This window comes from Enterobacteriaceae endosymbiont of Donacia proxima (assembly GCF_012569285.1).
GTDB lineage: Bacteria > Pseudomonadota > Gammaproteobacteria > Enterobacterales > Enterobacteriaceae.
On record NZ_CP046198.1, the window covers coordinates 415,620 to 437,288 of the forward strand.

A 21,669-nucleotide genomic window follows, 5' to 3' on the forward strand; every position below is an offset into this window, starting at 1 on the left:
TTTCTTAAATAAGATTTTATAAAAATAATTTGTTTAATTTATTAATTAATTTAATCGATGGTTTTGTTTCCCATACACCATTATGTTTTTTTATTTTATAATCAAGACCTCTGATATAGAGGTATATAATACCTCCAAAAAATTTTTCATAATTATAATTTTTAATACGATATTTTAAATATTTATGTAAAGCTAACGCATAAAAATTATATTGTATATCATAACGATTTAAATATATATCTTTTTCAAGATTTTTTATTTTATAATCTTCATTATTATTACCTAACCAACTAGATTTATAATCTATAATATAGAATTTTTTTTCCCATAAAAACACTAAATCCATAATACCTGATAAAAAACCACTAATTGTTGTAAAATTTAATTTATTTAATTTACTCGAAATGATATCATATTTACTTATAATATCATTATATTTTATAGAAGAAAAACTTTTTTTTATAGACAAATAAAAATTAAATTCTGTTTTTTTTTCATTATTATTTATTTTATGTAAAATAATTTTATTTTTACCTATCGGTATATTTAAAATTTTATTAAACCAATTAGTTACCATAATATGCCAAGAAGAGTTAATATTTTTTTTTATTAATTCTTTTTTTATAAAAATTCTAGAAATTTTTTTTGTAAAATCTAATTTTTCTAAAATATTATGAATAATAATTCCCATATTTTTCCCTACAGGAAAATTATATTGTGTTTTTTTACCATTATTTTTAATTAAATTTAAAAAATTATATTGATAATTAATATTTAAAAAATTTAAATTAAAATCTTGTTGTTTTTTAATTTTAGAAAAACTAGATACTATTTTATTTTTAAAATAAAAATTTTTTATTGGAGATGTAAATAATTTTTTATTTTTTAATTTTGTATAAATATTATTATCTAATTTTATTTTTTTTATTTTATTAAAAATTTTAATAGAAATATTTTTATCTTTTAAATTATATAAAATTTTTTTAAAATTAGTATCTGAAATATTATTTTTTTTTTTTAATAAAAAATTTAAAGCATTTGTATAAGATATATATGAATTTAATTTTTTAAAATTATAAAATTTTAGATTAGTAATACCGATACTACAATGGAAAATTGATCTAGTTAAAGATACATATAATAATCTTAAATTTTCAGAAAGAGTTTCTTCTAAAAATAATTTTTTACTTTCTTCATCTTTGATAAAATCTAAAGTTATTTTAAAACTTCTCCTATTATGATAAAGAATGCCATCTTTATTTATAAAATCAATAATATTAGAAGAAATAAATGGTAACCAAACAATAGGAAATTGTAATCCTTTAGATTTATGTATAGTCATAATTTTAATTTTATTAATTTCATTATTTAATTTTATTTGTTGATTTAATAAATTTTTATTTGTATATTTAATTTGTTGTAATAACCATTTTATTATTTTTTTATGATCTTTTATATCAAAACATGATGTTTGTATTATTTCACCTAAACGTAAAATATTTTTTATTTTTTCTTTCATAAACTGATTTAAAATATTTATTTTAGATATTAGTTTATCTTTTATAAAGATTTCTTCTAACATACTTAAAATTCCATATTTTTCCCAAATTAATTTATATTTATTAAATTTATTAATTATTTTTTCTATATGATTTTTTTTATTTTTTTTATCAAAAAAAGATAAATTTATATTAAATAATGCACTTGATAAAATATTTATAATTTCTTGTCTTCTATTTGGTCTTAAAATAGTTTGTAATAAAAAAACTAATTCTTTAGCTTCTTCTTTTTCAAAAATATGATTAGAATTAGATAAGTAAATAAAAGGTAAATTAAATTTTATAAATTCTTTTTGTAAAATTATTGCTTCAAATCTATTACGAACTATAACGGTTATATCCGAAATATCAATATTTTTTTTTTTATCATTTTTTTTTAAAAAAGCTTTTCCTTTTTTACCTAAAATTATTAATTGACATATTTCATATGCACAAATATATGATATTTTTTTCCTATACATATTTATATCCATAATTTTATCAATAAACCAAAAAGTTATTCCAGATTTGATCTTATCATTTATAATAAAATGATCATTTAATTTTTTCGATTTATATTTAATCGGATTAAATACTATATTTTTAAATAAAAAAGGATAAGTTCTATTAGAAAATAATTTATTAATACCATTAATTATCGTACTTGAAGAACGCCAATTATATATTAATGTATAACATTTTTTTATTTCTAGTGAAGCTTTTAAATAAGTAAAAACATCAGCACCTCTAAAAGAATAAATTGCCTGTTTAGGATCGCCAATAAGTATCATTAAATGATTTTTTTGATTAAAATAAATTTTTTTTAAAATATTATATTGTTGGATATCTGTATCTTGAAATTCATCTATTAATATTACAGGAAATAATTTTCTTATATCTTTTATAATTTGGATGCCAAATTTAGTATTTAAACTTTTATTTAAAATATCTAATAAATCATTAAAACTTATTTTATTATTACTTTTTTTTTTTTGTAACACAAATTTTTTTATATATTTAATCGCTTTAATAATTATTAAATATTTTAAATTAATAATTTTATTTATAAAATAATCAATATATTGAAATAATATATATTGAGGTATATTAATTTTATTAATAGTATTATTAATTAATATTTTTTGAGAAAATCTAAATAATTCTTTAGGAAAGAAATTATTTTTGGTTTCTAATAAACTCCATTTATCAATAATATTTATCCAATTTTTTATAAATTTTTTATTATAAATATGTTTATTAACATTAGAGTTATTAATAATTCTAATTATATTATCTTTGTATTTTATCCAATATTTTTTTATATTTTGAATATATTTTTTATTTTTATAAAATTGTACATAAATATCTCTATTTTTAAAAGGATATTTTATAACTGGTAATTTTAGTTGTGATAAAAATGGTAATAATGTTTTTAATAAATCATCTGGCGTTTTCCAATATGATAAAATTATTTTTATTATTTCTTTAGGTAAATTATATAAGTATGTTTTCCAAAACATTATAGAAGCTTTACTTTGTAAAAGTAATTCATTATTAATAATCTTTGTATTAAATAAAAAATCATCAATTTCATAATTTTTTAAATTTAAAATTTTTTGACAAAAAGAATGTATTGTATAAATAGATGCGTTATGTATATTTTTTTCAGCTTTTAATAATAAAATATTAGCATTTTTATAATCTTTTATTTCCTTAAGAAGATTATTTATTACATCATATTTACTTGTTTGTTGTATACATCCGATTCTTAAAAAATGAATACTATTTTTAATTTTTTTATATAAATCTTGTATCGCGATATCAGTAAAAGTTACTACTAAAATTTGATCTACATTTAGTGGTTTTATATTAGTATTTTTTTGATGCAAACCTAAAAGCATTCTTAAATATATAATAATAATATTAAAGGTTTTACCTGTACCTGCTGATGCTTCAATTAAGTATTGACCTTTAAGATTTTCTTTAAAAGGATTAAATTCTTTAAAATTTATTATTTTTTTTGTCATATTATTTATTAACTACTATAATATAGTAAATCAAACATCCATTTTTTTATTAATTGTTTAGTATTTAACCAATTTTTATGATTTAAATAAAAGTTCAATTTTTGAAAATATGGATCATTATACTCATTTAAAGTATTATTCCAGTAATAATAAAATTTTTTTTTTGATTGATTTTGTACATTAATATCCATATTAATATGTTTTTTTATTCTATCATAGCAACTTTTTATCCAAATCCAAGAACTTTTCATAGGTAATAAAATAGGATTATTTATACCATAAATATAACCATTAATATATTTTTCTAATAAAAAATAAGCTTGATTTTTTTCTAAAAATTGAAAACTAAATTTTGTATTTTCTATGCCATGGATAGATAAAAAAAATTTTTTATTACTATTTATGCATAGAATTAAATGATTAATCCATAAACTAATAATGGATTTAATATCTATTTTTTTAGGTTCTAATATAATATAATTATTTTGATTACTAAAATAATTAATATTACCTTCTAATCTAAGATTAGAAATATTCAAATTGATTTTATTATTTTTTTCTATGTATTGATATTTTTTAAATTGATTATTAAATATTTGATTTATTGTATAAATTTTTTCTTCCCACCATATTTTTCCATAATCCCCATAGGGTAAGATACCTTTATTTAAATAAAAAAGGTATAAATCATTAATATTTTTATTTGATATAAATGTATATAATATTTGTTTTTTTATTAAAAATTCTTGTAATGGATCAATTTTAAATGATTTTACATTAAATGTTGTTATATCGCGTATATTTTTTAAATATATTTTAAATCTTTGATTAAAAAAACCTTTAACAGGATGTTTCCAAAAATTAATTAAATTATTAATTGATAATTTAGTAATGTTAATTAATTTTAATTTTTTAAAATTATTAGAATATAGTATATTTTTTTTTTTTATTGGGAAATTATTATGATAGTTTCTATAAAAATATTTAGTATAATTATTTTTTAAATAATAATTTTTAGAAATATGTGATAATAATTCATTAATTAATATAGATAAATTATTATTATCATTATTTAAATTACTATTTGTATAACTAATAAATAATTTATTTTCCGTAGAAATTAATAGTTTTAATAAAATATTTTTTTCTTTATCTAAATAATTTTTTTCATTTTTATTAGAAAATTTATGAGTTAAATCAAAAATTATAGGATTTATTTTTTTTGGTAAATATTCATTACTCATTCCTATCATAAAAACTTTTTTAAAAGTCATATTTTGTAATATATGAAAAGGACAAAAATTAATTTTATTTATACAAAAAGAAAAATTTTTATATTTTTTTTTAATTAAATAATTAATTTTTTCTGTTATTATGTTAACAGAAATTTTTTTTTTATATTTAAAATATAGACCTTGATCAAGAAAAGATAAAATTTTTTTTAAAATAAAATATACATTTTTTGATACTAGATCAAATCCAGGGAAAAAATCATAATAAAGATTTAATAATTTTTTTTTCCATTTTTCTAAAGAAAATTTTTTTTTTAATTTTTTTTTCCATTTTTCTAACTTTAATAAAAAATAAATAAATTTTCCTAATAATTCTTTAGATAATCCTATCGATATATTATATGGAATAAGATTTTTCCATTGACCAAAATTTGTATTTAAAGTAAAACCTAAAAATATACGATATAAACCTAACTTCCATGTATATTGATCTTGTGGTAAATTAATCTTATCAAAATCTTTAATATTTAAATTATATTTAATACCTACATTTTTTATCCAATAATATAAATATTTTAAATCTTCTTTATTTAAAAAAAATTTTTTAGATATAAATTCATTATCTAATAAAAAAAAAATTTCAGAAGGAGTTAGATCTTTATAAGATAAATTTAATAAAAATAAAAATTTATTTAAAATATCTAAATTTTCCATATTATCTAAACTAGAATATATATTAATAGGAAGATTAATATTTTTAAAAATAGAATTAATAAATGGAATATATAATTTTAACTTAGGAGATATAACAATTATATCATGTAAAAAATAATTTTGATTTTTTTTCAAAGTATATAATATATTATTATATAATAATTTTATTTCTGTATAAAAATCTTCACAAACACTAATTTGTATAGATTTATCTAGATAATTTATTTTTTTCTTTTTTTTTAAATTTATTTTTTTTTCTTGTATATACAAAAAATCATTTTTAATATAGTTTAATAAACTTACATTATTATATTTTATAAATGTTTCAATATATCTAGATGATAAATCTATTAACTTATTAATATTATTTAATGTATAATTTCCCCATAAAAATAATAATTTATTAAAATTAATTTTTTGATTATTTTTGCTATACAAAAAATTATCCCAATACTCCTTAGAGGGAGTACATAAGAAAATATGTATTTCTATATATTTTTCTAATTTTTTTAATAATTTTAAATATATTAAAGGTATATTTTGTATATCTAGAATAAATATTCTTTCAGGAAGAAAATCATATTTAAATTTTTTATATTTTTTATATTTTTGATAAAAATTATATAATTTTCCATAATGCCATAATTTTTTATGTAAAATATTTTTATAATAAATTAATAATGTTTGCCATAATTTTGCTTGCCATATTTGATGTTTATTTTTCAATAAAGGTTCAAGTTTATTTTTTTCCCACATTAATAATAATTCTGGTTTATATTTTTGATAATAATTATATAAATCGGATATTTTTTCTGATAATTGAAATAAATATTTAGTATCTTTAATTTTAAATTTAAAGCTTTTTTTAAAATTCTGAAATTCTACAGTAGATATTAATTCTGGAATTAACAAAAATATTAACCAAACAATATTTTTTTTATATAAAAAATCATTTTCATCTAAATTAGGAATTATTTTTTTAAAAATATTCCAAAGAAATGTATCAAAATTAATAAAATTTATATTTCCATATATTCCTAATATATTTGAAAATTTAATTTTTATTAATTCAGAAAAATTTTCATAATTTTCATATATTATTAATTCTGGTTCTAATATCTTTTTTAAAGGATATTTTTTTATTTGAATTTTTATTAAATTTAATAAAATATCAATATTATTTGAATAATAAATTGTAAACATATTTATATTTTATATAAAAAATAAAATTTTATATTAAAATAATAATATAATTACATATTTAAATACTAATTACCAGTATTAATAAATACTATTTATTTTTTAAAAAAAAATAGATATGATAATCTATATCAGATTAATAATTTTAATATAAAAAATTTTAATTAATAATGTAATATTTAAATATTTTAAATATTACAAATTTTTAAATTATCTTATTAATAAAATTTTAAATTTATTGTATAAATAATAATTAATAAATAAATTTGTATATATATGAAAAAAATTTTTTCTTCAATTATATTAAATAAAAATATTTTATTTTTAAGAGCAAAGTTAATAACTGGTCATTATATAATTGATATTATAAAATGGTTAAATTATCCGATAAATAATAATTCTATAAAAGATAAAGGAATAATAGGAAAATTAATCGAATATTATTTAATTGGGAAAAAACAAAATAATAAATTAAATCAAGATATTCCCCATCTTGGAATAGAAATTAAAACAATTACTATAAATTTAAAAAATAAAGTTTTAAACGATTGTTTTATTTGTTCTTTTCCTTTAATTATTAAACATAATTTATCTTTTTATAAAAAAAAATTATATAAAAAAATATCTAAAATTTTATGGATACCTATTATTACTAATAATATAAATACTTCTATATTTAATAAAAAAATAGGTGATCCATTTTTTTGGGAACCTTCTTTTAAAGATAAAGTTAAATTAAATAACGATTGGAATAATTTAATAAAATTATTAATTATAGGACAACTAAAAAAAATTAATTTTTATAAAGGTAATATTTTATTAATTAAAAATAAAGGTAATAAAAAACAATTAACTAGAACAATTAATCAAAATGGAAAATTTTTATATATTTTACCTAAATCTTTTTATTTTAAAAAAAAATATTTAAATTATTTATTTAAATAAAAATTATTTTAACATAATTCTAAATTAATTAATTCTTCTATTTTTTGACGTCTTCTTATCAATTTAGGAATATTATTTTCAATTAAAATTTCTGGAATTAAAGGTCTACTATTATAATTAGACGACATTGATGAACCGTATGCTCCAGTATCATGAAAAATTAAATAATCATCAATATTGACTTTTGGTAACATAAAAAAATTAATTTCTCCATTTTCTAATTGAGTAAATACATCTCCTGATTCACATAAAGGACCTGCAACAATAGTTTTAGTTTTATAATCATTAGACATATCTCTACCTTTAGAAGAAATTGCAGATATATAATGATAACTACCGTACATTACAGGTCTAATTAAATCATTAAAACCAACATTAACTAGAACAAATCTTTTATTTTTAATAATTTTTATAGCACATACTTGACAAATTAATATACCTGATTCAGCTACTAAAAATCTTCCTGGTTCAATTTCTATTTTTATATTTTTTTTAAAAAAATTATTAAGAATATTTCTTGTTTTATTCCATAAATCAAAATAATGATTAGTATCTACTATACTGTCAGTTTTTTTATAAGGTATTGTTAATCCTCCACCTGCTGAAATAATATTAATTTTTGGCATATAAGGTTGTAATACATTTAATAACATAGAATTACATACTTTTTGTAAATGATTATAATTTACTCCTGAACCTATATGCATATGTATACCTATTAAATTTAAATTATATTTTTTTATTAAAAAAATAGATTTTTTTAAATCTTTATACCAGATACCATGTTTACTATTTTCTCCTCCTGTATTTGTTTTTTTATTATGGCCATAACCAAAACCTGGATTAATTCTTAACAATATGTTATGATTTTTGGATATTTTACCTAATTGATGTAACATATCTATTGATCCAATATTAACAGTAATATTTAAAGAAATAATACGTTTTAATGTTTTTTTTTCAAAAATATCTGATGTAAAAACAATGTCATTTATATTTTTTGGATTATATCCAGCTGTTAAAGCTCTTTCTATTTCTCCTAATGAAATAGCATCTACTTTAACTCCTTGATATTTCATTAATTTTAAAATATTTATATTAGAACAAGATTTTTGTGCAAATCTGATTATATCAAATTTTTTTAATTGTAAAATTTTATTTTTTATATTTTCTGCACAATATAACCAAAATGGAGTATTATATTTTTTTATGAGAAATAAAATAGTTTTAATAGAAATATTATTTTTATTAAATTTTTTATCAAAAATTTTTACGTTCATTTTTATAAACCTTATAAATGTTTTTAAATAATTATATATATTCTATATAGAATAAAATTTATTTAAAAAATTCTATCTTTAAAATAAATTTTTAATAAATTGTTATTTTATTAATTTACTAGCCAAGATAATTTATCTATGTTATCTATTAAATAAAATATTTAAAATATATCATAATTATTTATATAATTTATAATTATAATTTATTATAATTTATTATAAATAAAATAAATTTTATTTTTTAATTTATATAAATTCATTTAAAATATTAAAATTTAAGGAAAAATAATGTTACAAAAAGAAATTATTATTAATAATACTCATGGTTTTCATACTCGTCCTGCAGCATTATTTGTAAAAGAAGCTAAAAATTTTATTTCTGATATTACTATTACGTCTAATGGTAAAACAGTAAATGCTAAAAGTTTATTTAAAATACAAACTTTAGGATTAACTAAAGGAACTTTAATTATTTTAAAAACTTCTGGGAAAGATGAAAAAAAAGCTATTGAACATTTATCTAAAATTATTCAAAATTTATAAATAAATTATTAAATTTTATAAAAAAATTTAATTTTAAATATTTTATAAAATTATATTAAATATATAAATATATATTTAATATGTAATTTTAATACATTAGAGGTAAAAAATATGATTTCAGGAATTTTAGCTTCTCCTGGTATTTCATTTGGTAAGGCATTTTTATTTAAAATAGATAATATTATTATTAATCATAAAAAAATTACCGATAATCAAATAGATATAGAAATTAATAAATTCTTAAATAGTCAAAAAAAATCTATAGAACAAATAGAATTTATAAAAATAAAATTACTTAAAAAGTACAGTTCTGAAAAAAAATCAATTCTTGATGGACATATTCTCTTACTTCAAGATGAAGAAATGACAAAAGAAGTTATTTTGTTAATAAAAAATCATTTTATAACAGCAGATGCTGCAGTAAATTCTGTTATAAAATCTCAAATTAAAATATTACAAAATTTAAGTGATCAGTATTTAAAAGAAAGAGCTACCGATATTAGAGATATAGGTGATCGTTTAATAAAAAATATTTTAAATTTAGATATTATTAATTTAAATGATATAAATGAAAAAGTAATTTTAATTGCAAAAGATCTTACTCCATCAGAAACAGCACAATTAAATTTAAAAAAAATTTTAGGATTTATTACTGATTTAGGAAGTAAAACATCTCATACAGCTATAATGGCACGTTCATTAGAAATACCAGCAATTGTCGGTACTGGTAATATTACAAAAAAAATTAAAACAAATGATTATATTATTTTAGATGGTATTAATAATAATATTTTTATTAATCCTTCACAAAAAATAATAAAAGAAAAAAAGATATTATTTGAAAAATATATAATAGAAAAAGAAAAATTAAAAAAAATTAGTAATTTACCTGCTAAAACTAAAGATAATTATCAAATTAAAATTTGTGGTAATATAGGATCTTTAAAAGAATTAAAGAATATTAAAAATAATGGTGCTGATGGTATCGGATTATATAGAACAGAATTTTTATTTATGAATCGTGATTCTTTTCCTACAGAAGAAGAACAATTTTTTGTTTATAAGACATTAGCAATAAATATGAATAAAAAATCTGTTATTATTAGAACTATGGATATAGGAGGAGATAAAAAAATATCATATATGAATTTACCTCGAGAAGAAAATCCATTTTTGGGTTATAGAGCTATTAGAATAAGCATCGATCGAAAAGATATTTTACATACACAATTAAGAGCTATTTTAAGAGCATCTTTTTTTGGTAAATTATGTATAATGTTTCCTATGATTATTTCAATAGATGAAGTTCTTTTTTTAAAAGAACAAATAAAATTTTTAAAAAAAAAATTACAAGAACAAAAATACGATTTTGATAAAAATATTTCTATAGGAGTAATGATAGAAACTCCAGCATCAGCTATAATAGCTCATTTTTTAATAAAAGAAATTGATTTTTTTAGTATAGGTACAAATGATTTAACACAATATACATTAGCTGTAGATCGAGGAAATGATTTAATTTCACATTTATATAATCCTATTCATCCAGCAATTTTATTGCTTATTAAAAAAGTAATAGATATTTCTCATGAAGAAGGTAAATGGACAGGAATGTGTGGTGAATTAGCAAGTGATGAATTTTTTATTCCTGTATTATTAGGAATGGGATTAAATGAATTAAGCATGAATGCTATTTCTATCCCAAAAATTAAAAATATTATTCGTAATATTAAAATAATTAAAGCTAAAGAACTAGCTAAAAATATTTTATTACAACCTACTATTAAAGATATTCAAAATTTATTACTAGAATTTAATAAAAAAAATTATTTTTTAAAAAGGTAAAATATGAACATTTTTTCTAAATTTTTCAATAAAAAATCTAAAAAAATTGAAATTACCAAAATTTTTGCTCCTATTTCAGGGGAAATTATTAATATAGAAAAAGTTCCTGATATTGTATTTTCAGATAAAATAGTGGGAGATGGTATTGCTATTAATCCAAATGGAAATATTATAGTATCTCCTGTTGATGGGATTATAGGTAAAATTTTTGACACTAATCATGCTTTTTCAATAAAAACTAATAATAGTATTGAATTATTTATTCATTTTGGAATTGATACAATAAATTTAAAAGGAAAGGGATTTATAAGAAAATTTAATTTTAAAAAAACTAATGTTGTAAAAAAAGGTGAAATAATCATTGAAATAGATTTAGATTTTTTAAAAAAGAATGCTAAATCTATATATACTCCAATAATTATTTCTAATATTGACCAAATTAACAAAATTAAAAAATATACAGGAAATGTTATTGCAGGTATAGATCCTATATTAGAAATATATAAATAAAATTTTTTTATAAAAAACATTTTTTAATAATAAAAAATAATTATTAAAAAATGTCTGATAATATATTTTATATATATTGTATATAAAAAAATGATTTTATATTTATAATTATATGTTAATTTATTTTATTTATTAAATAAATCTAATTATTTTTAATGATTATTATTTAACGCTAATAAATAATTTAAATATTTCTAATATTTATATAAATAATATTTTTATATTTTTTAATATATAAAATATTTTTCTTTTTATTAAAAAATAGTAAAATTATTATAATAATTTGTTAAAATTCTGCATTATGATAAAAATTTTTAATATCTTTATTTTTTTTACATAAAGATTTTAAATAAATTAATTTTTTTTTTGTAAAAATACTAATTTTTTTTTTTATAAATGGTTTTATATTTAATTTAATTTTAATTGGTTTTATTTTAAATTTTTTTATTTCTTTTGTAAGAAATTTATATTTTTCTTTTGTAAAAATTATTTTAATATTTTTTTTATTTAAAAAAATATCATTTGCTTTTAATTTTTCTGCTATATCTATAATATAATCTATATTTTTTTTATATAAATATGTAACATATATTTGTTTATTAAACATATAATCTACTGCACCTTTTTGTTTTAAATCACCTCCAATTTTATTTAAAATTTTACGTATAAAAGATATAGTTCTATTATTATTATTCGTTAAACATTTAATCAATAATGCAACATTTTCAGGACCATATCCTTCATAATAAATTTCTTTTAATTGATTTTTATTTGTTTTACTTAAATTTTTTTTTAAAATATTATTAATTGTAATACGACTCATATTATGAGCTAATGCTTTTTCTATAACTAAACGTAATTTTGAATTATATTGTGGATTTATTCCTTTTCCTATTTGGATAGCTGAATTTAATTCTTTAATAATTTTAGAAAAAATTTTATCTTTTTTATTATCTTGAGATTCTTTACGATGACGAGTATTAGACCATTTACTATGTCCAGACATAAAATATTCCTTTATATATTTATTAAAATGTATATGATAATCCATAATCTTTAAGTAGATGAGTATCAATTTTATTAGGAGCATTAGTTAATAAACAATTTGCAGATGTTGTTTTCGGAAATGCTATAACATCACGAATATTATTCGTATTAGCTAATAACATTACTAATCTATCTAATCCTAAAGCAATTCCTATATGAGGTGGAGTACCAAATTTTAAAGCTTCTAAAAAAAAACCAAAATTTTTTTGTTGATTAATTTTACTTATCTGAAGAATATTAAATATTTTTTTTTGTATTTTATGATTATTTATTCTCATAGAACCACTACCTATTTCATATCCATTAATAACTAAATCATATGAATCAGATATTATTTGTTGAGGATTTTTTTCTAAGAGATCATATAAATTATCTATAGAATAATTTTTAGGAGATGTAAATGGATGATTCATCGAAACTAAATTACCTAATTTATCTTTTTTGAATAATGGATAATTAATTATCCATAATGGATAATATTTTTTATTGTTAATTAAATTTAAATCATTTCCTAATTTTTTTCTTAAATATCCCATTGAAGATATATTATCGTATAAATATTCTGTTCCAATAAAAATTATATCATTATCATAAGAATTATTTTTAATAATAATATCCTGTATTTTATTTTGATTTAAATTTATTAAATATGTACTTTTTTTATTAAATAAATTAATTAATTTATTTTTATATACTTTGAAAATATTTAAGTCATTTGTACCATATTTATTAATAAATGATATATATTTATTTAAATCTTTTAATTTTATTTTAGATAAATATTTTTTTTTAATATTAATAGAAACAATTCTTTTTTTATTTGTTTTAATAAAAAAATCACTTAGATCTACTAACTTTAATTTATTTCTTAAATCAGGTTTATCTGTTCCAAAAATTTTCATGGATTCTTTAAAAGTAAGAATTTTAAATTTATTTAAAGATATATTTTTTATTTTTTTCCATATATAAAATATTATTTTTTCTATAAATAATCTAAATATATCTGATTTTATAAAAGACATCTCTATATCAATTTGTGTAAATTCTGGTTGGCGATCGGAACGCAAATCTTCATCACGAAAACATTTAGCAATTTGATAATAACGATCTAATCCAGAAATCATTAATAACTGTTTAAAAATCTGAGGAGATTGTGGTAAAGCATAAAAATGATGTTTAGTAATTCTACTAGGTACTAAATAATCTCTTGAACCTTCTAATGTAGAATTTGTTAATATAGGAGTTTCAATATTTAAAAATTTATTTTTTTCTAAAAAATTTCTAATATAATGCATTATATTAGATCTTAATTTTAAATTTTTGATCATTTTAAATTGTCTTAAATCTAAATACCTATATTTTAATCTAATTTCTTCTGTATTATGAATATTAATATCTATAGGTAGAGATTCAGATTTATTTAAAATAAAAATATCGAATACAACAATTTCAATTTCTCCTGTTAGTAATTTCACATTTTTATTTTTTTTTGTTCTTTTAACTATTTTACCTTTAATTTTCACACAAAAATTATTACGCAATGTATTTGCTATATTATAAGCTACTTGATATTTAGGTTTAAAAACTGCTTGAATTATACCTTCTCTATCTTTTAAATTAATAAAAATTAATTTTCCTAAATTTCTATAATTTTGAATCCATCCATAAAGAATTATTTCTTGATTAAGAAATTTTTTATTAATTTCACCACAAAATAATTTTTTTGTCATTTATAAAACCTTTTTTGTAAAAAATTTTATTATATAATTAATAATTTTAATATGAAATTTATTTCATTTAAAATTATAATTTGTATAAATAAAAATTTTATATATTTTAAATATCAAAAATTTAAATTATTATTTTTTTTAATATATATTAAAATGTTTTTTATTATAAAAATACATAATTTATTAAATATTATGATATTTTATATTATTAATATATTTAATATTTTTTTAATTTTTAAATATAAATAATAATTTATATAATAATATTTTTTAAAATTATATATCTAAAATAAATCATAATTTAATTAAAAATTAATTTTAATTACAATATTAAATTGTGATTTTATTGTATATCTTATATGTACATAGATATAATAAAATATTATTTATTTAAATATTTATAATTTTTTATATAAAAAAAGGGAACATATGAATATAAAAAAATTTCTTTCAATTAAAATTCATAAATCAATGATTCAAGCAGGTATTCCATCTAAATATAATGTTATTTTACGTTCATGTAAAAAAAAAATATTTGGAAATTATCAAATAAATGGTATTATTTCCGCTGCTATCCATTTAAAAATAAATCCTAATAATCTTGCGAAAAAAGTAGTAAAAAATATTAAATTAAATAATATTTTAACTAATATTACAGTATCTCCAACAGGATATATTAATTTTTTTCTTAAAAAAGAATGGTTATCTAATCAAATTAATTTGCTAATAATCTCTAAAAAATTAGGATTAACAAAAAATATTATATCTAAAAATATAGTTATTGATTATTCTAGTCCTAATATAGCGAAAGAAATGCATGTAGGACATTTAAGATCTACAATTATAGGAGATTCAATGGTACGTATTTTATCTTTTGTTGGACATAATGTGATTAAATCAAATCATATTGGTGATTGGGGAACTCAATTCGGAATACTTATTGCTTTTTTAAAAAAAAAAAAGAAAAAAATAAATTTTTTACTTTCTGATATAGAAAAATTATATAAACAAGCACAAAAAAAATATATTACAGACATTAATTTTACTAAATTAGCTAAATATTATGTAGTAAAATTACAACAAAAAGATAGTTCTTGTTTAAGAATATGGGAAAAAATAGTTAATATTACTATGAATTATAATTATCAATTATATAAAAAATTAAATATTAAACTTAATCATCATGATACTATGGGAGAAAGTAAATATCATGATATGATTCCTAACATCATTAAAGATTTAAAAAAGAAAAAAATTGCTGTTAATAATAATGGAACTTTAATGATTCCGATTAAGGGAGTACAAAATAAAAAAGGAAAATTAATGGCAGTAATTATCCAAAAAAAAGACGGTGCGTATCTTTATGCTACAATAGATATTGCATGTATTAAATATCGTTATGATTTTTTTAAAGCAGATAGAATTATTTATTATGTAGATTCGCGTCAAAGTCAATATCTTAATCAAATTTTTCAAATAGTTAGAAATGCAAAATATGTACCTAATAATCTACAATTAGAACATCATATGTTTGGTATGATTTTAAATAAAAATAATAAACCTTTTAAAACAAGAGAAGGAACAAATATTAAATTAAATCATCTTATTGATGAATCTATTATTAGATCTAAAAATATAATTTTAGAAAAAAATCCTCTAATTAAAAAAAAATTATTGGAAGATTTATCTAAAAAAATAGGTATAGGTGCCATTAAATATGCTGATCTATCTAAAAATAGAATTCATAATTATATTTTTAATTGGCAAAAAATATTATCATTAAATGGGAATACATCTTTATATATTCAATATGCTTATGTTAGAACTATATCTTTATTAAAAAAAGCTAATATTAATTTAAATAATTTTCTTAATTTAGAAATTAATTTTATATCTCAATATGAATTTGATCTTGCTGTATCATTTTTAGATTTTGAAGAAATTATTTTTAAAATTGTTGAAAAAGGTACTCCTCATTTATTATGTAATTGGTTATATAAAATAACAGTATTATTTTCTTCTTTTTATGAAAATTGTAATATTTTAAATATAAAAGACACTAAATTAAAAATTAGTAGATTAAAAATTGTTTTGTTAACGTCTTTATTTTTAAAACAAGGATTATACCTTTTAGGTATTGATATTATAGAAAAAATATAAAAATATTATTAATAAATATATTTTATTTTTATAAAAAATAATATTATTATATTTTATATATAAAATTTAATTTCATATAAAATATGTTAAAAAAAAAGTTATAATTGCTATGTCTGGAGGAATAGATTCTTCTTTTGCTGCTTGGTTATTAAAAAAACAAAATTATCAAGTAGAAGGATTATTTATGAAAAATTGGGAAGAAGATGACATAAATAATATTTGTAATAGTGAAAAAGATTTATATTATGCAGAAGTTATATGTAAAAAATTAAATATTCCTTTACATAAAATTAATTTTTCATTTGAATATTGGAATTATGTTTTTAAAAATTTTCTTTCTGAGTACCAAAAAGGTAATACACCAAATCCTGATATTTTATGTAATAAAATTATAAAGTTTAAATATTTTATGAATTTTGCTATAAAAAATTTAAAAGCTGATTTTATTAGCACAGGACATTATGTCCGTTGTAAAAAAATTAAAAATCAGATTTTTTTATTAAGAGGTTTAGATTCTAATAAAGATCAAAGTTATTTTTTATATACGATAAAGGAAAAACAATTAAAAAAAATTTTATTTCCTATCGGGGGTTTAAAAAAAAAAGAAGTAAGATATTTTGCAAAAAAATTTAAATTTATTAATGCATCTAAAAAAGATTCAATGGGAATTTGTTTCATAGGTAAAAAAAATTTTCCTAATTTTTTAAATAAATATTTACCTTCTTTAGAAGGTAGTATTACAAATATTAATGGTGAAATTATAGGGAAACACAAAGGATTAATTCATTATACGATAGGACAAAGAAAAAGAATCGGATTAGGTGGATCAATATTTTATGAAAATAAACCATGGTATGTATATAAAAAAGATATTAAAAATAATATTTTAATTGTTGTACAAGATAGAAAAAATTTAAATTTATATTTTATTGGATTAATAATAAAAAAAATTACCTGGATTACTAATATTCCTAAAATAATAAAAAAAACATACACAATTAAAACTAGATATCGTCAAAAAGATATTAATTGTAAAATTATTTCTTTAAATAAAAATAAAATTAAAGTGTATTTTTACACTCCTATTTCTAGTATCACACAAGGACAATCAGCTGTATTTTATTACAAAAAAATTTGTTTAGGAGGTGGTATTATTGAGAAAGGAATACCATTAATTTAAAATTATAAAACAATATTTACAATAATTTTTATTAAAAAATAAAATTTAATATTTAAAATTAATTATTTTATTTTTTTAAAATTATTAAAAAATAATATTTTTTAGAGTATTATTATGAAACAAAAAATTTTTAAAAAAGTATTACTTAATCTTATAAACGTTAATAAATCTTTTTATGGTAAAAAAATTATTTCTGATTTAAATTTAAGTATAAATGATGGAGAATTTATTACTTTATTAGGACCTTCAGGTTGTGGTAAAACTACTATTATTCGTTTAATAGCTGGTTTAGAAAAAGTAGATAGTGGTATAATTTTATTAAATAATACAGAAATAACAAAATATCCTGCTGAAAAAAGACAAATTAATACTGTTTTTCAAAGTTATGCATTATTTCCTCACATGTCTGTATTTGATAATATAGCTTTTGGATTAAGAATGCAAAAAAAAACATATCAAGAAATAATTACTAAAGTAGAAAAAATTTTAGATATAGTACAGTTAAAAAAATTTATAAATAGAAAACCACATGAATTATCTGGAGGACAACAACAAAGAGTTGCTATAGCAAGAGCGGTAATAAATCAACCAAAACTTCTATTACTTGATGAATCATTATCAGCTTTAGATTATAGATTACGTAGAAAAATGCAAAACGAATTAAAAGCATTACAAAGAAAATTAGGTATTACTTTTATATTAATAACACATAATCAAGAAGAAGCTTTAAGTATATCAGATAGAATTATTTTATTGCGTAATGGTAAAATAGAACAAGATGGTACTCCTAGAGAAATATATGAAGAACCTAAAAATTTATTTGTTGCAAAATTTATAGGAGATATTAATATATTTAATGCTTTTATTTTAAAAAAAATTAATAATAATCAATTTAAAGTTAATTTAGAAAATTTTATTTGTACTATAAAAATACCATTTAATGTTTTTCCAGGAGAAAAAATACATGTTTTATTAAGGCCAGAAGATTTAAAAATAAAAAAAATTGATCAAAATACTGATATAAATACAGGTATAACAGGTTATATACAAGAAAAAAATTATAAAGGTATGACTTTAGAATCTATATTAAAACTTAATAATGGAAAAATTATTACTGTAAGTGAATTTTTTAATGAAAATGATCCTTATGTAGATCATCTACTTAATCAAAAAATGTTAATTAATTGGGTTGAAACATGGGAGATTGTATTACCTTATGATAAAAATCATAAAATATATTAAAAAAATTATAATTTTTCTAATCATTAGTTGGTTATTATTATTTATTTTTTTACCTAATATAATAATCATTATTATCAGTTTTTTAAAAAAAGATAATTATGATTCAATAATATTTTATTTTTCTTTAAATAATTATTTTAAATTATTTAATAATTTATATCTTAAAGTATTTATAAATACTTTATTAATTTCATTAGTTACAACAGTAATATGTTTTTTGATAGGTTATCCATTTGCATGGTGTTTAACAAAAATATCTGCAAGAAAAAAATCTTTAATGTTATTTTTTTTATTTTTACCTTTTTGGGTAAATTCTTTAATTAGAATATATTGTTTAAAAATATTTTTAGGAATTAATGGATGGTTAAACAATATTTTACTATATTTAAATATTATTCATCATCCTATTCATATAATTTATACTCCTAGCGCTGTTATTTTAGGATTAGTATATATTTTACTACCATTTATGGTAGTACCAATATATTCTAGTTTTGAAAAATTAGATAAATTTTATATAGAGGCGGCTAAAGATTTAGGGGCTAAATCATGGAAAATTTTTTTCTATATAATTATTCCTTTAACTGCTTCAGGAATTATTGCAGGTTGTTTATTAGTTTTTTTACCTAGTATGGGAATGTTTTATATTTCTGATTTAATGGGAGGGTCTAAAAATTTATTAATTGGTAATATAATTAAGAATCAATTTTTATATATTAGAGACTGGCCCTTAGGAGCTGCAACAAGTAATATAATAATATTATTTACTGGTATTTTTTTAATATTATATTTTAAAATTATAAATTTTTTAAATAAAAAGAAATTTAAAAAAAATGTTTAAATATATATGTAGAATTATTTTTATAAATGTAATTTATTTATGGTTTTATATACCTATTATATTACTAATTATAAATTCTTTTAACTCATCACGTTTCGGAATTATATGGGGAGGATTTAGTACTAAATGGTACTTTTTAATTATACAGAATTCTTCTTTATTAGAAGTTACATATAATTCCTTATGTATTGGTATTATTACAGCAACTTTTACAACTTTAATCGGTTTATTAACATCTTTATCGTTACATTATTATGATGTACATATTAAATCATTAATAAATACTTTATTATTTATAGTAATTATTTCTCCTGATATTGTAATGGGTATTTCTTTATTATTATTATTTCTTTTGTTAAATTTCCCTTTAGGATTTTGGTCTTTATTATTTGCACATATTACATTTTGTTTGCCATATGTAGTTATTAATATCTATTCTAGGCTACAAAATTTTGATACTCGTATAATTGAAGCAGCAAAAGATTTAGGTGCTAATGAAATTATTATTTTAACAAAAATAATATTACCTATAATATTTCCTGTAATTATCTCTAGTTGGTTAATAAGTTTTGTTTTATCTATGGATGATATAACAATATCAACATTTGTAACTGGACCAGAATATGAAATTTTACCATTAAGAATTTATTCAATGATAAAAATAGGTATTACTCCTGAAATTAATGTTTTAGCTACGATACTAATAATAGTATCGTTATTTTTAGTAATTATAAGCAAAATTATTTTAGGTAAATATAAATCATATGATAAAATAAATTCTTTATTAGATTAAATTATTTAATATATATGTTATTTTTGACATTTAGAACAAAAAAAAGTACTTCTATTTCTTTGATTTATTTTAGTAATTTTTGTATAACATATTTTACATGGTTTATTTTTTTTTCTATAAACAGTAAAATACTTAGAATAAGTACCAATATTTTTATTAGGTAATCTATAATCAATAATAGTAGAACCTCCATATTTTATGGATTTATTTAAAATAAATTTAATATTTTGTACTAATAATGTAATTTCTTGAAAATTTAAATTATTAGATATACGTATGGGTAATATTTTAGACATAAATAATGATTCATTCGCATATATATTACCTATCCCTGTTACAATTGTGTTATCCATTATTAATATTTTAATAGGAATATTTTTTTTTCTACTAATATTATATAAATATAAATTATTAAATTTATTAGTTAAAGGTTCCGGGCCTAATTTTTTTAAAAAAATGTTTTTTTTATAATTTTTATTTTCCCATAACCAAAAACCAAATTTTCTTATATCTGTATATCTTAAGATTAAATTATTATCAATGATTAAATCAATATGATCATGTTTTTGAAAATAAATAAAATTTTTTATTTTATTTATTATAAATAATTTTCCTGTCATCCCTAAATGGATAATAATTGTATTATTTACTAAAATAAGTAAAATATATCTTCCTTTTCTTTTAATATTTAAAATTTTTTGATTATTTATTTTAATAATATTATCAGAAATAATATATTTTAATTTTTTAATTCTAACGATAGAATAATTAATTATTTTTCCTTTTAATAAGGGTTTTATCATGTTTTTAATAACTTCTACTTCTGGTAATTCAGGCATAAA

Annotated in this window: 15 protein-coding genes; 9 read left to right on the top strand and 6 right to left on the bottom strand. The window is 17.1% G+C overall.

Translation table 11 applies throughout. The annotated features are described in order from the left end of the window. Positions 1 to 16: 16 nt before the first annotated feature. A complete protein-coding gene (gene recB, locus GJT97_RS02015) occupies positions 17 to 3,565 on the bottom strand; it encodes an exodeoxyribonuclease V subunit beta (protein WP_169767818.1) in 3,549 nt (1,182 codons plus the stop codon). A gap of 8 nt (positions 3,566 to 3,573) precedes the next feature. Beyond that, positions 3,574 to 6,714: an exodeoxyribonuclease V subunit gamma gene (locus tag GJT97_RS02020; RefSeq protein WP_169767819.1), complete on the bottom strand. Its 3,141-nt coding sequence runs from the start codon at positions 6,712 to 6,714 to the stop codon at positions 3,574 to 3,576. Positions 6,715 to 6,987: 273 nt separating this feature from the next. On the opposite strand from GJT97_RS02020, the gene GJT97_RS02025 reads away from it, so the two are divergent. Then, complete coding sequence (locus tag GJT97_RS02025) at positions 6,988 to 7,656, top strand: MutH/Sau3AI family endonuclease (protein ID WP_169767820.1); 669 nt, start codon at positions 6,988 to 6,990, stop codon at positions 7,654 to 7,656. An 8-nt stretch (positions 7,657 to 7,664) separates the two neighbouring features. Here the strand turns inward: GJT97_RS02025 and lysA are convergent, their stop codons facing one another. Continuing rightward, complete coding sequence (gene lysA, locus GJT97_RS02030; protein WP_169767821.1) at positions 7,665 to 8,936, bottom strand: diaminopimelate decarboxylase; 1,272 nt, start codon at positions 8,934 to 8,936, stop codon at positions 7,665 to 7,667. 288 nt (positions 8,937 to 9,224) lie between these two features. Between lysA and GJT97_RS02035 the strand changes: the two genes are divergently transcribed. The 3 genes from GJT97_RS02035 (at position 9,225) to crr (ending at position 11,834) form a co-directional block, all read left to right on the top strand. Continuing rightward, a complete protein-coding gene (locus GJT97_RS02035; protein WP_169767822.1) occupies positions 9,225 to 9,479 on the top strand; it encodes an HPr family phosphocarrier protein in 255 nt (84 codons plus the stop codon). Between the two features lie 111 nt (positions 9,480 to 9,590). Then, positions 9,591 to 11,324, top strand: coding sequence for a phosphoenolpyruvate-protein phosphotransferase PtsI (ptsI, locus tag GJT97_RS02040; protein WP_169767823.1), 1,734 nt, complete (start codon positions 9,591 to 9,593; stop codon positions 11,322 to 11,324). Positions 11,325 to 11,327: 3 nt separating this feature from the next. After that, a complete protein-coding gene (gene crr, locus GJT97_RS02045) occupies positions 11,328 to 11,834 on the top strand; it encodes a PTS glucose transporter subunit IIA (RefSeq protein ID WP_169767824.1) in 507 nt (168 codons plus the stop codon). Positions 11,835 to 12,120: 286 nt separating this feature from the next. On the opposite strand, the gene GJT97_RS02050 is transcribed toward crr, so the two are convergent. Further along, positions 12,121 to 12,840, bottom strand: coding sequence for a YebC/PmpR family DNA-binding transcriptional regulator (locus GJT97_RS02050; protein ID WP_169767825.1), 720 nt, complete (start codon positions 12,838 to 12,840; stop codon positions 12,121 to 12,123). Between the two features lie 22 nt (positions 12,841 to 12,862). After that, a complete protein-coding gene (gene aspS / locus GJT97_RS02055) occupies positions 12,863 to 14,611 on the bottom strand; it encodes an aspartate--tRNA ligase (protein ID WP_169767826.1) in 1,749 nt (582 codons plus the stop codon). Between the two features lie 429 nt (positions 14,612 to 15,040). On the opposite strand from aspS, the gene argS reads away from it, so the two are divergent. The 5 genes from argS (at position 15,041) to potC (ending at position 20,827) form a co-directional block, all read left to right on the top strand. Then, entirely contained in the window at positions 15,041 to 16,771 is a 1,731-nt protein-coding gene (argS, locus tag GJT97_RS02060; RefSeq protein WP_169767827.1) for an arginine--tRNA ligase, read from the top strand. Between the two features lie 76 nt (positions 16,772 to 16,847). After that, positions 16,848 to 17,951 (top strand): tRNA 2-thiouridine(34) synthase MnmA, encoded by a 1,104-nt coding sequence (gene mnmA, locus GJT97_RS02065; RefSeq protein ID WP_169767865.1) that lies wholly within the window; start codon positions 16,848 to 16,850, stop codon positions 17,949 to 17,951. A 114-nt stretch (positions 17,952 to 18,065) separates the two neighbouring features. Beyond that, a complete protein-coding gene (gene potA, locus GJT97_RS02070; protein ID WP_169767828.1) occupies positions 18,066 to 19,193 on the top strand; it encodes a spermidine/putrescine ABC transporter ATP-binding protein PotA in 1,128 nt (375 codons plus the stop codon). Then, positions 19,171 to 20,034: a spermidine/putrescine ABC transporter permease PotB gene (gene potB / locus GJT97_RS02075; protein ID WP_425482457.1), complete on the top strand. Its 864-nt coding sequence runs from the start codon at positions 19,171 to 19,173 to the stop codon at positions 20,032 to 20,034. Before potA ends, potB begins: the two co-directional genes overlap by 23 nt. Beyond that, positions 20,027 to 20,827, top strand: coding sequence for a spermidine/putrescine ABC transporter permease PotC (potC, locus tag GJT97_RS02080; RefSeq protein ID WP_169767830.1), 801 nt, complete (start codon positions 20,027 to 20,029; stop codon positions 20,825 to 20,827). Before potB ends, potC begins: the two co-directional genes overlap by 8 nt. A 17-nt stretch (positions 20,828 to 20,844) precedes the next feature. Here potC and mutM read toward each other — a convergent pair whose 3' ends face one another. Continuing rightward, on the bottom strand, positions 20,845 to 21,666 hold the full coding sequence (mutM, locus tag GJT97_RS02085; protein ID WP_169767831.1) for a bifunctional DNA-formamidopyrimidine glycosylase/DNA-(apurinic or apyrimidinic site) lyase: 822 nt from the start codon (positions 21,664 to 21,666) through the stop codon (positions 20,845 to 20,847). Positions 21,667 to 21,669 lie beyond the last annotated feature (3 nt).

What these genes read in the sequence shown, in the direction of transcription:
- recB (WP_169767818.1), bottom strand. Translation starts at nt 3,565, where the DNA reads ATGACAAAAAAAATAATAAATTTTAAAGAATTTAATCCTTTTAAAGAA.
- GJT97_RS02020 (WP_169767819.1), bottom strand. Translation starts at nt 6,714, where the DNA reads ATGTTTACAATTTATTATTCAAATAATATTGATATTTTATTAAATTTA.
- GJT97_RS02025 (WP_169767820.1), top strand. Translation starts at nt 6,988, where the DNA reads ATGAAAAAAATTTTTTCTTCAATTATATTAAATAAAAATATTTTATTT.
- lysA (WP_169767821.1), bottom strand. Translation starts at nt 8,936, where the DNA reads ATGAACGTAAAAATTTTTGATAAAAAATTTAATAAAAATAATATTTCT.
- GJT97_RS02035 (WP_169767822.1), top strand. Translation starts at nt 9,225, where the DNA reads ATGTTACAAAAAGAAATTATTATTAATAATACTCATGGTTTTCATACT.
- ptsI (WP_169767823.1), top strand. Translation starts at nt 9,591, where the DNA reads ATGATTTCAGGAATTTTAGCTTCTCCTGGTATTTCATTTGGTAAGGCA.
- crr (WP_169767824.1), top strand. Translation starts at nt 11,328, where the DNA reads ATGAACATTTTTTCTAAATTTTTCAATAAAAAATCTAAAAAAATTGAA.
- GJT97_RS02050 (WP_169767825.1), bottom strand. Translation starts at nt 12,840, where the DNA reads ATGTCTGGACATAGTAAATGGTCTAATACTCGTCATCGTAAAGAATCT.
- aspS (WP_169767826.1), bottom strand. Translation starts at nt 14,611, where the DNA reads ATGACAAAAAAATTATTTTGTGGTGAAATTAATAAAAAATTTCTTAAT.
- argS (WP_169767827.1), top strand. Translation starts at nt 15,041, where the DNA reads ATGAATATAAAAAAATTTCTTTCAATTAAAATTCATAAATCAATGATT.
- potA (WP_169767828.1), top strand. Translation starts at nt 18,066, where the DNA reads ATGAAACAAAAAATTTTTAAAAAAGTATTACTTAATCTTATAAACGTT.
- potC (WP_169767830.1), top strand. Translation starts at nt 20,027, where the DNA reads ATGTTTAAATATATATGTAGAATTATTTTTATAAATGTAATTTATTTA.
- mutM (WP_169767831.1), bottom strand. Translation starts at nt 21,666, where the DNA reads ATGCCTGAATTACCAGAAGTAGAAGTTATTAAAAACATGATAAAACCC.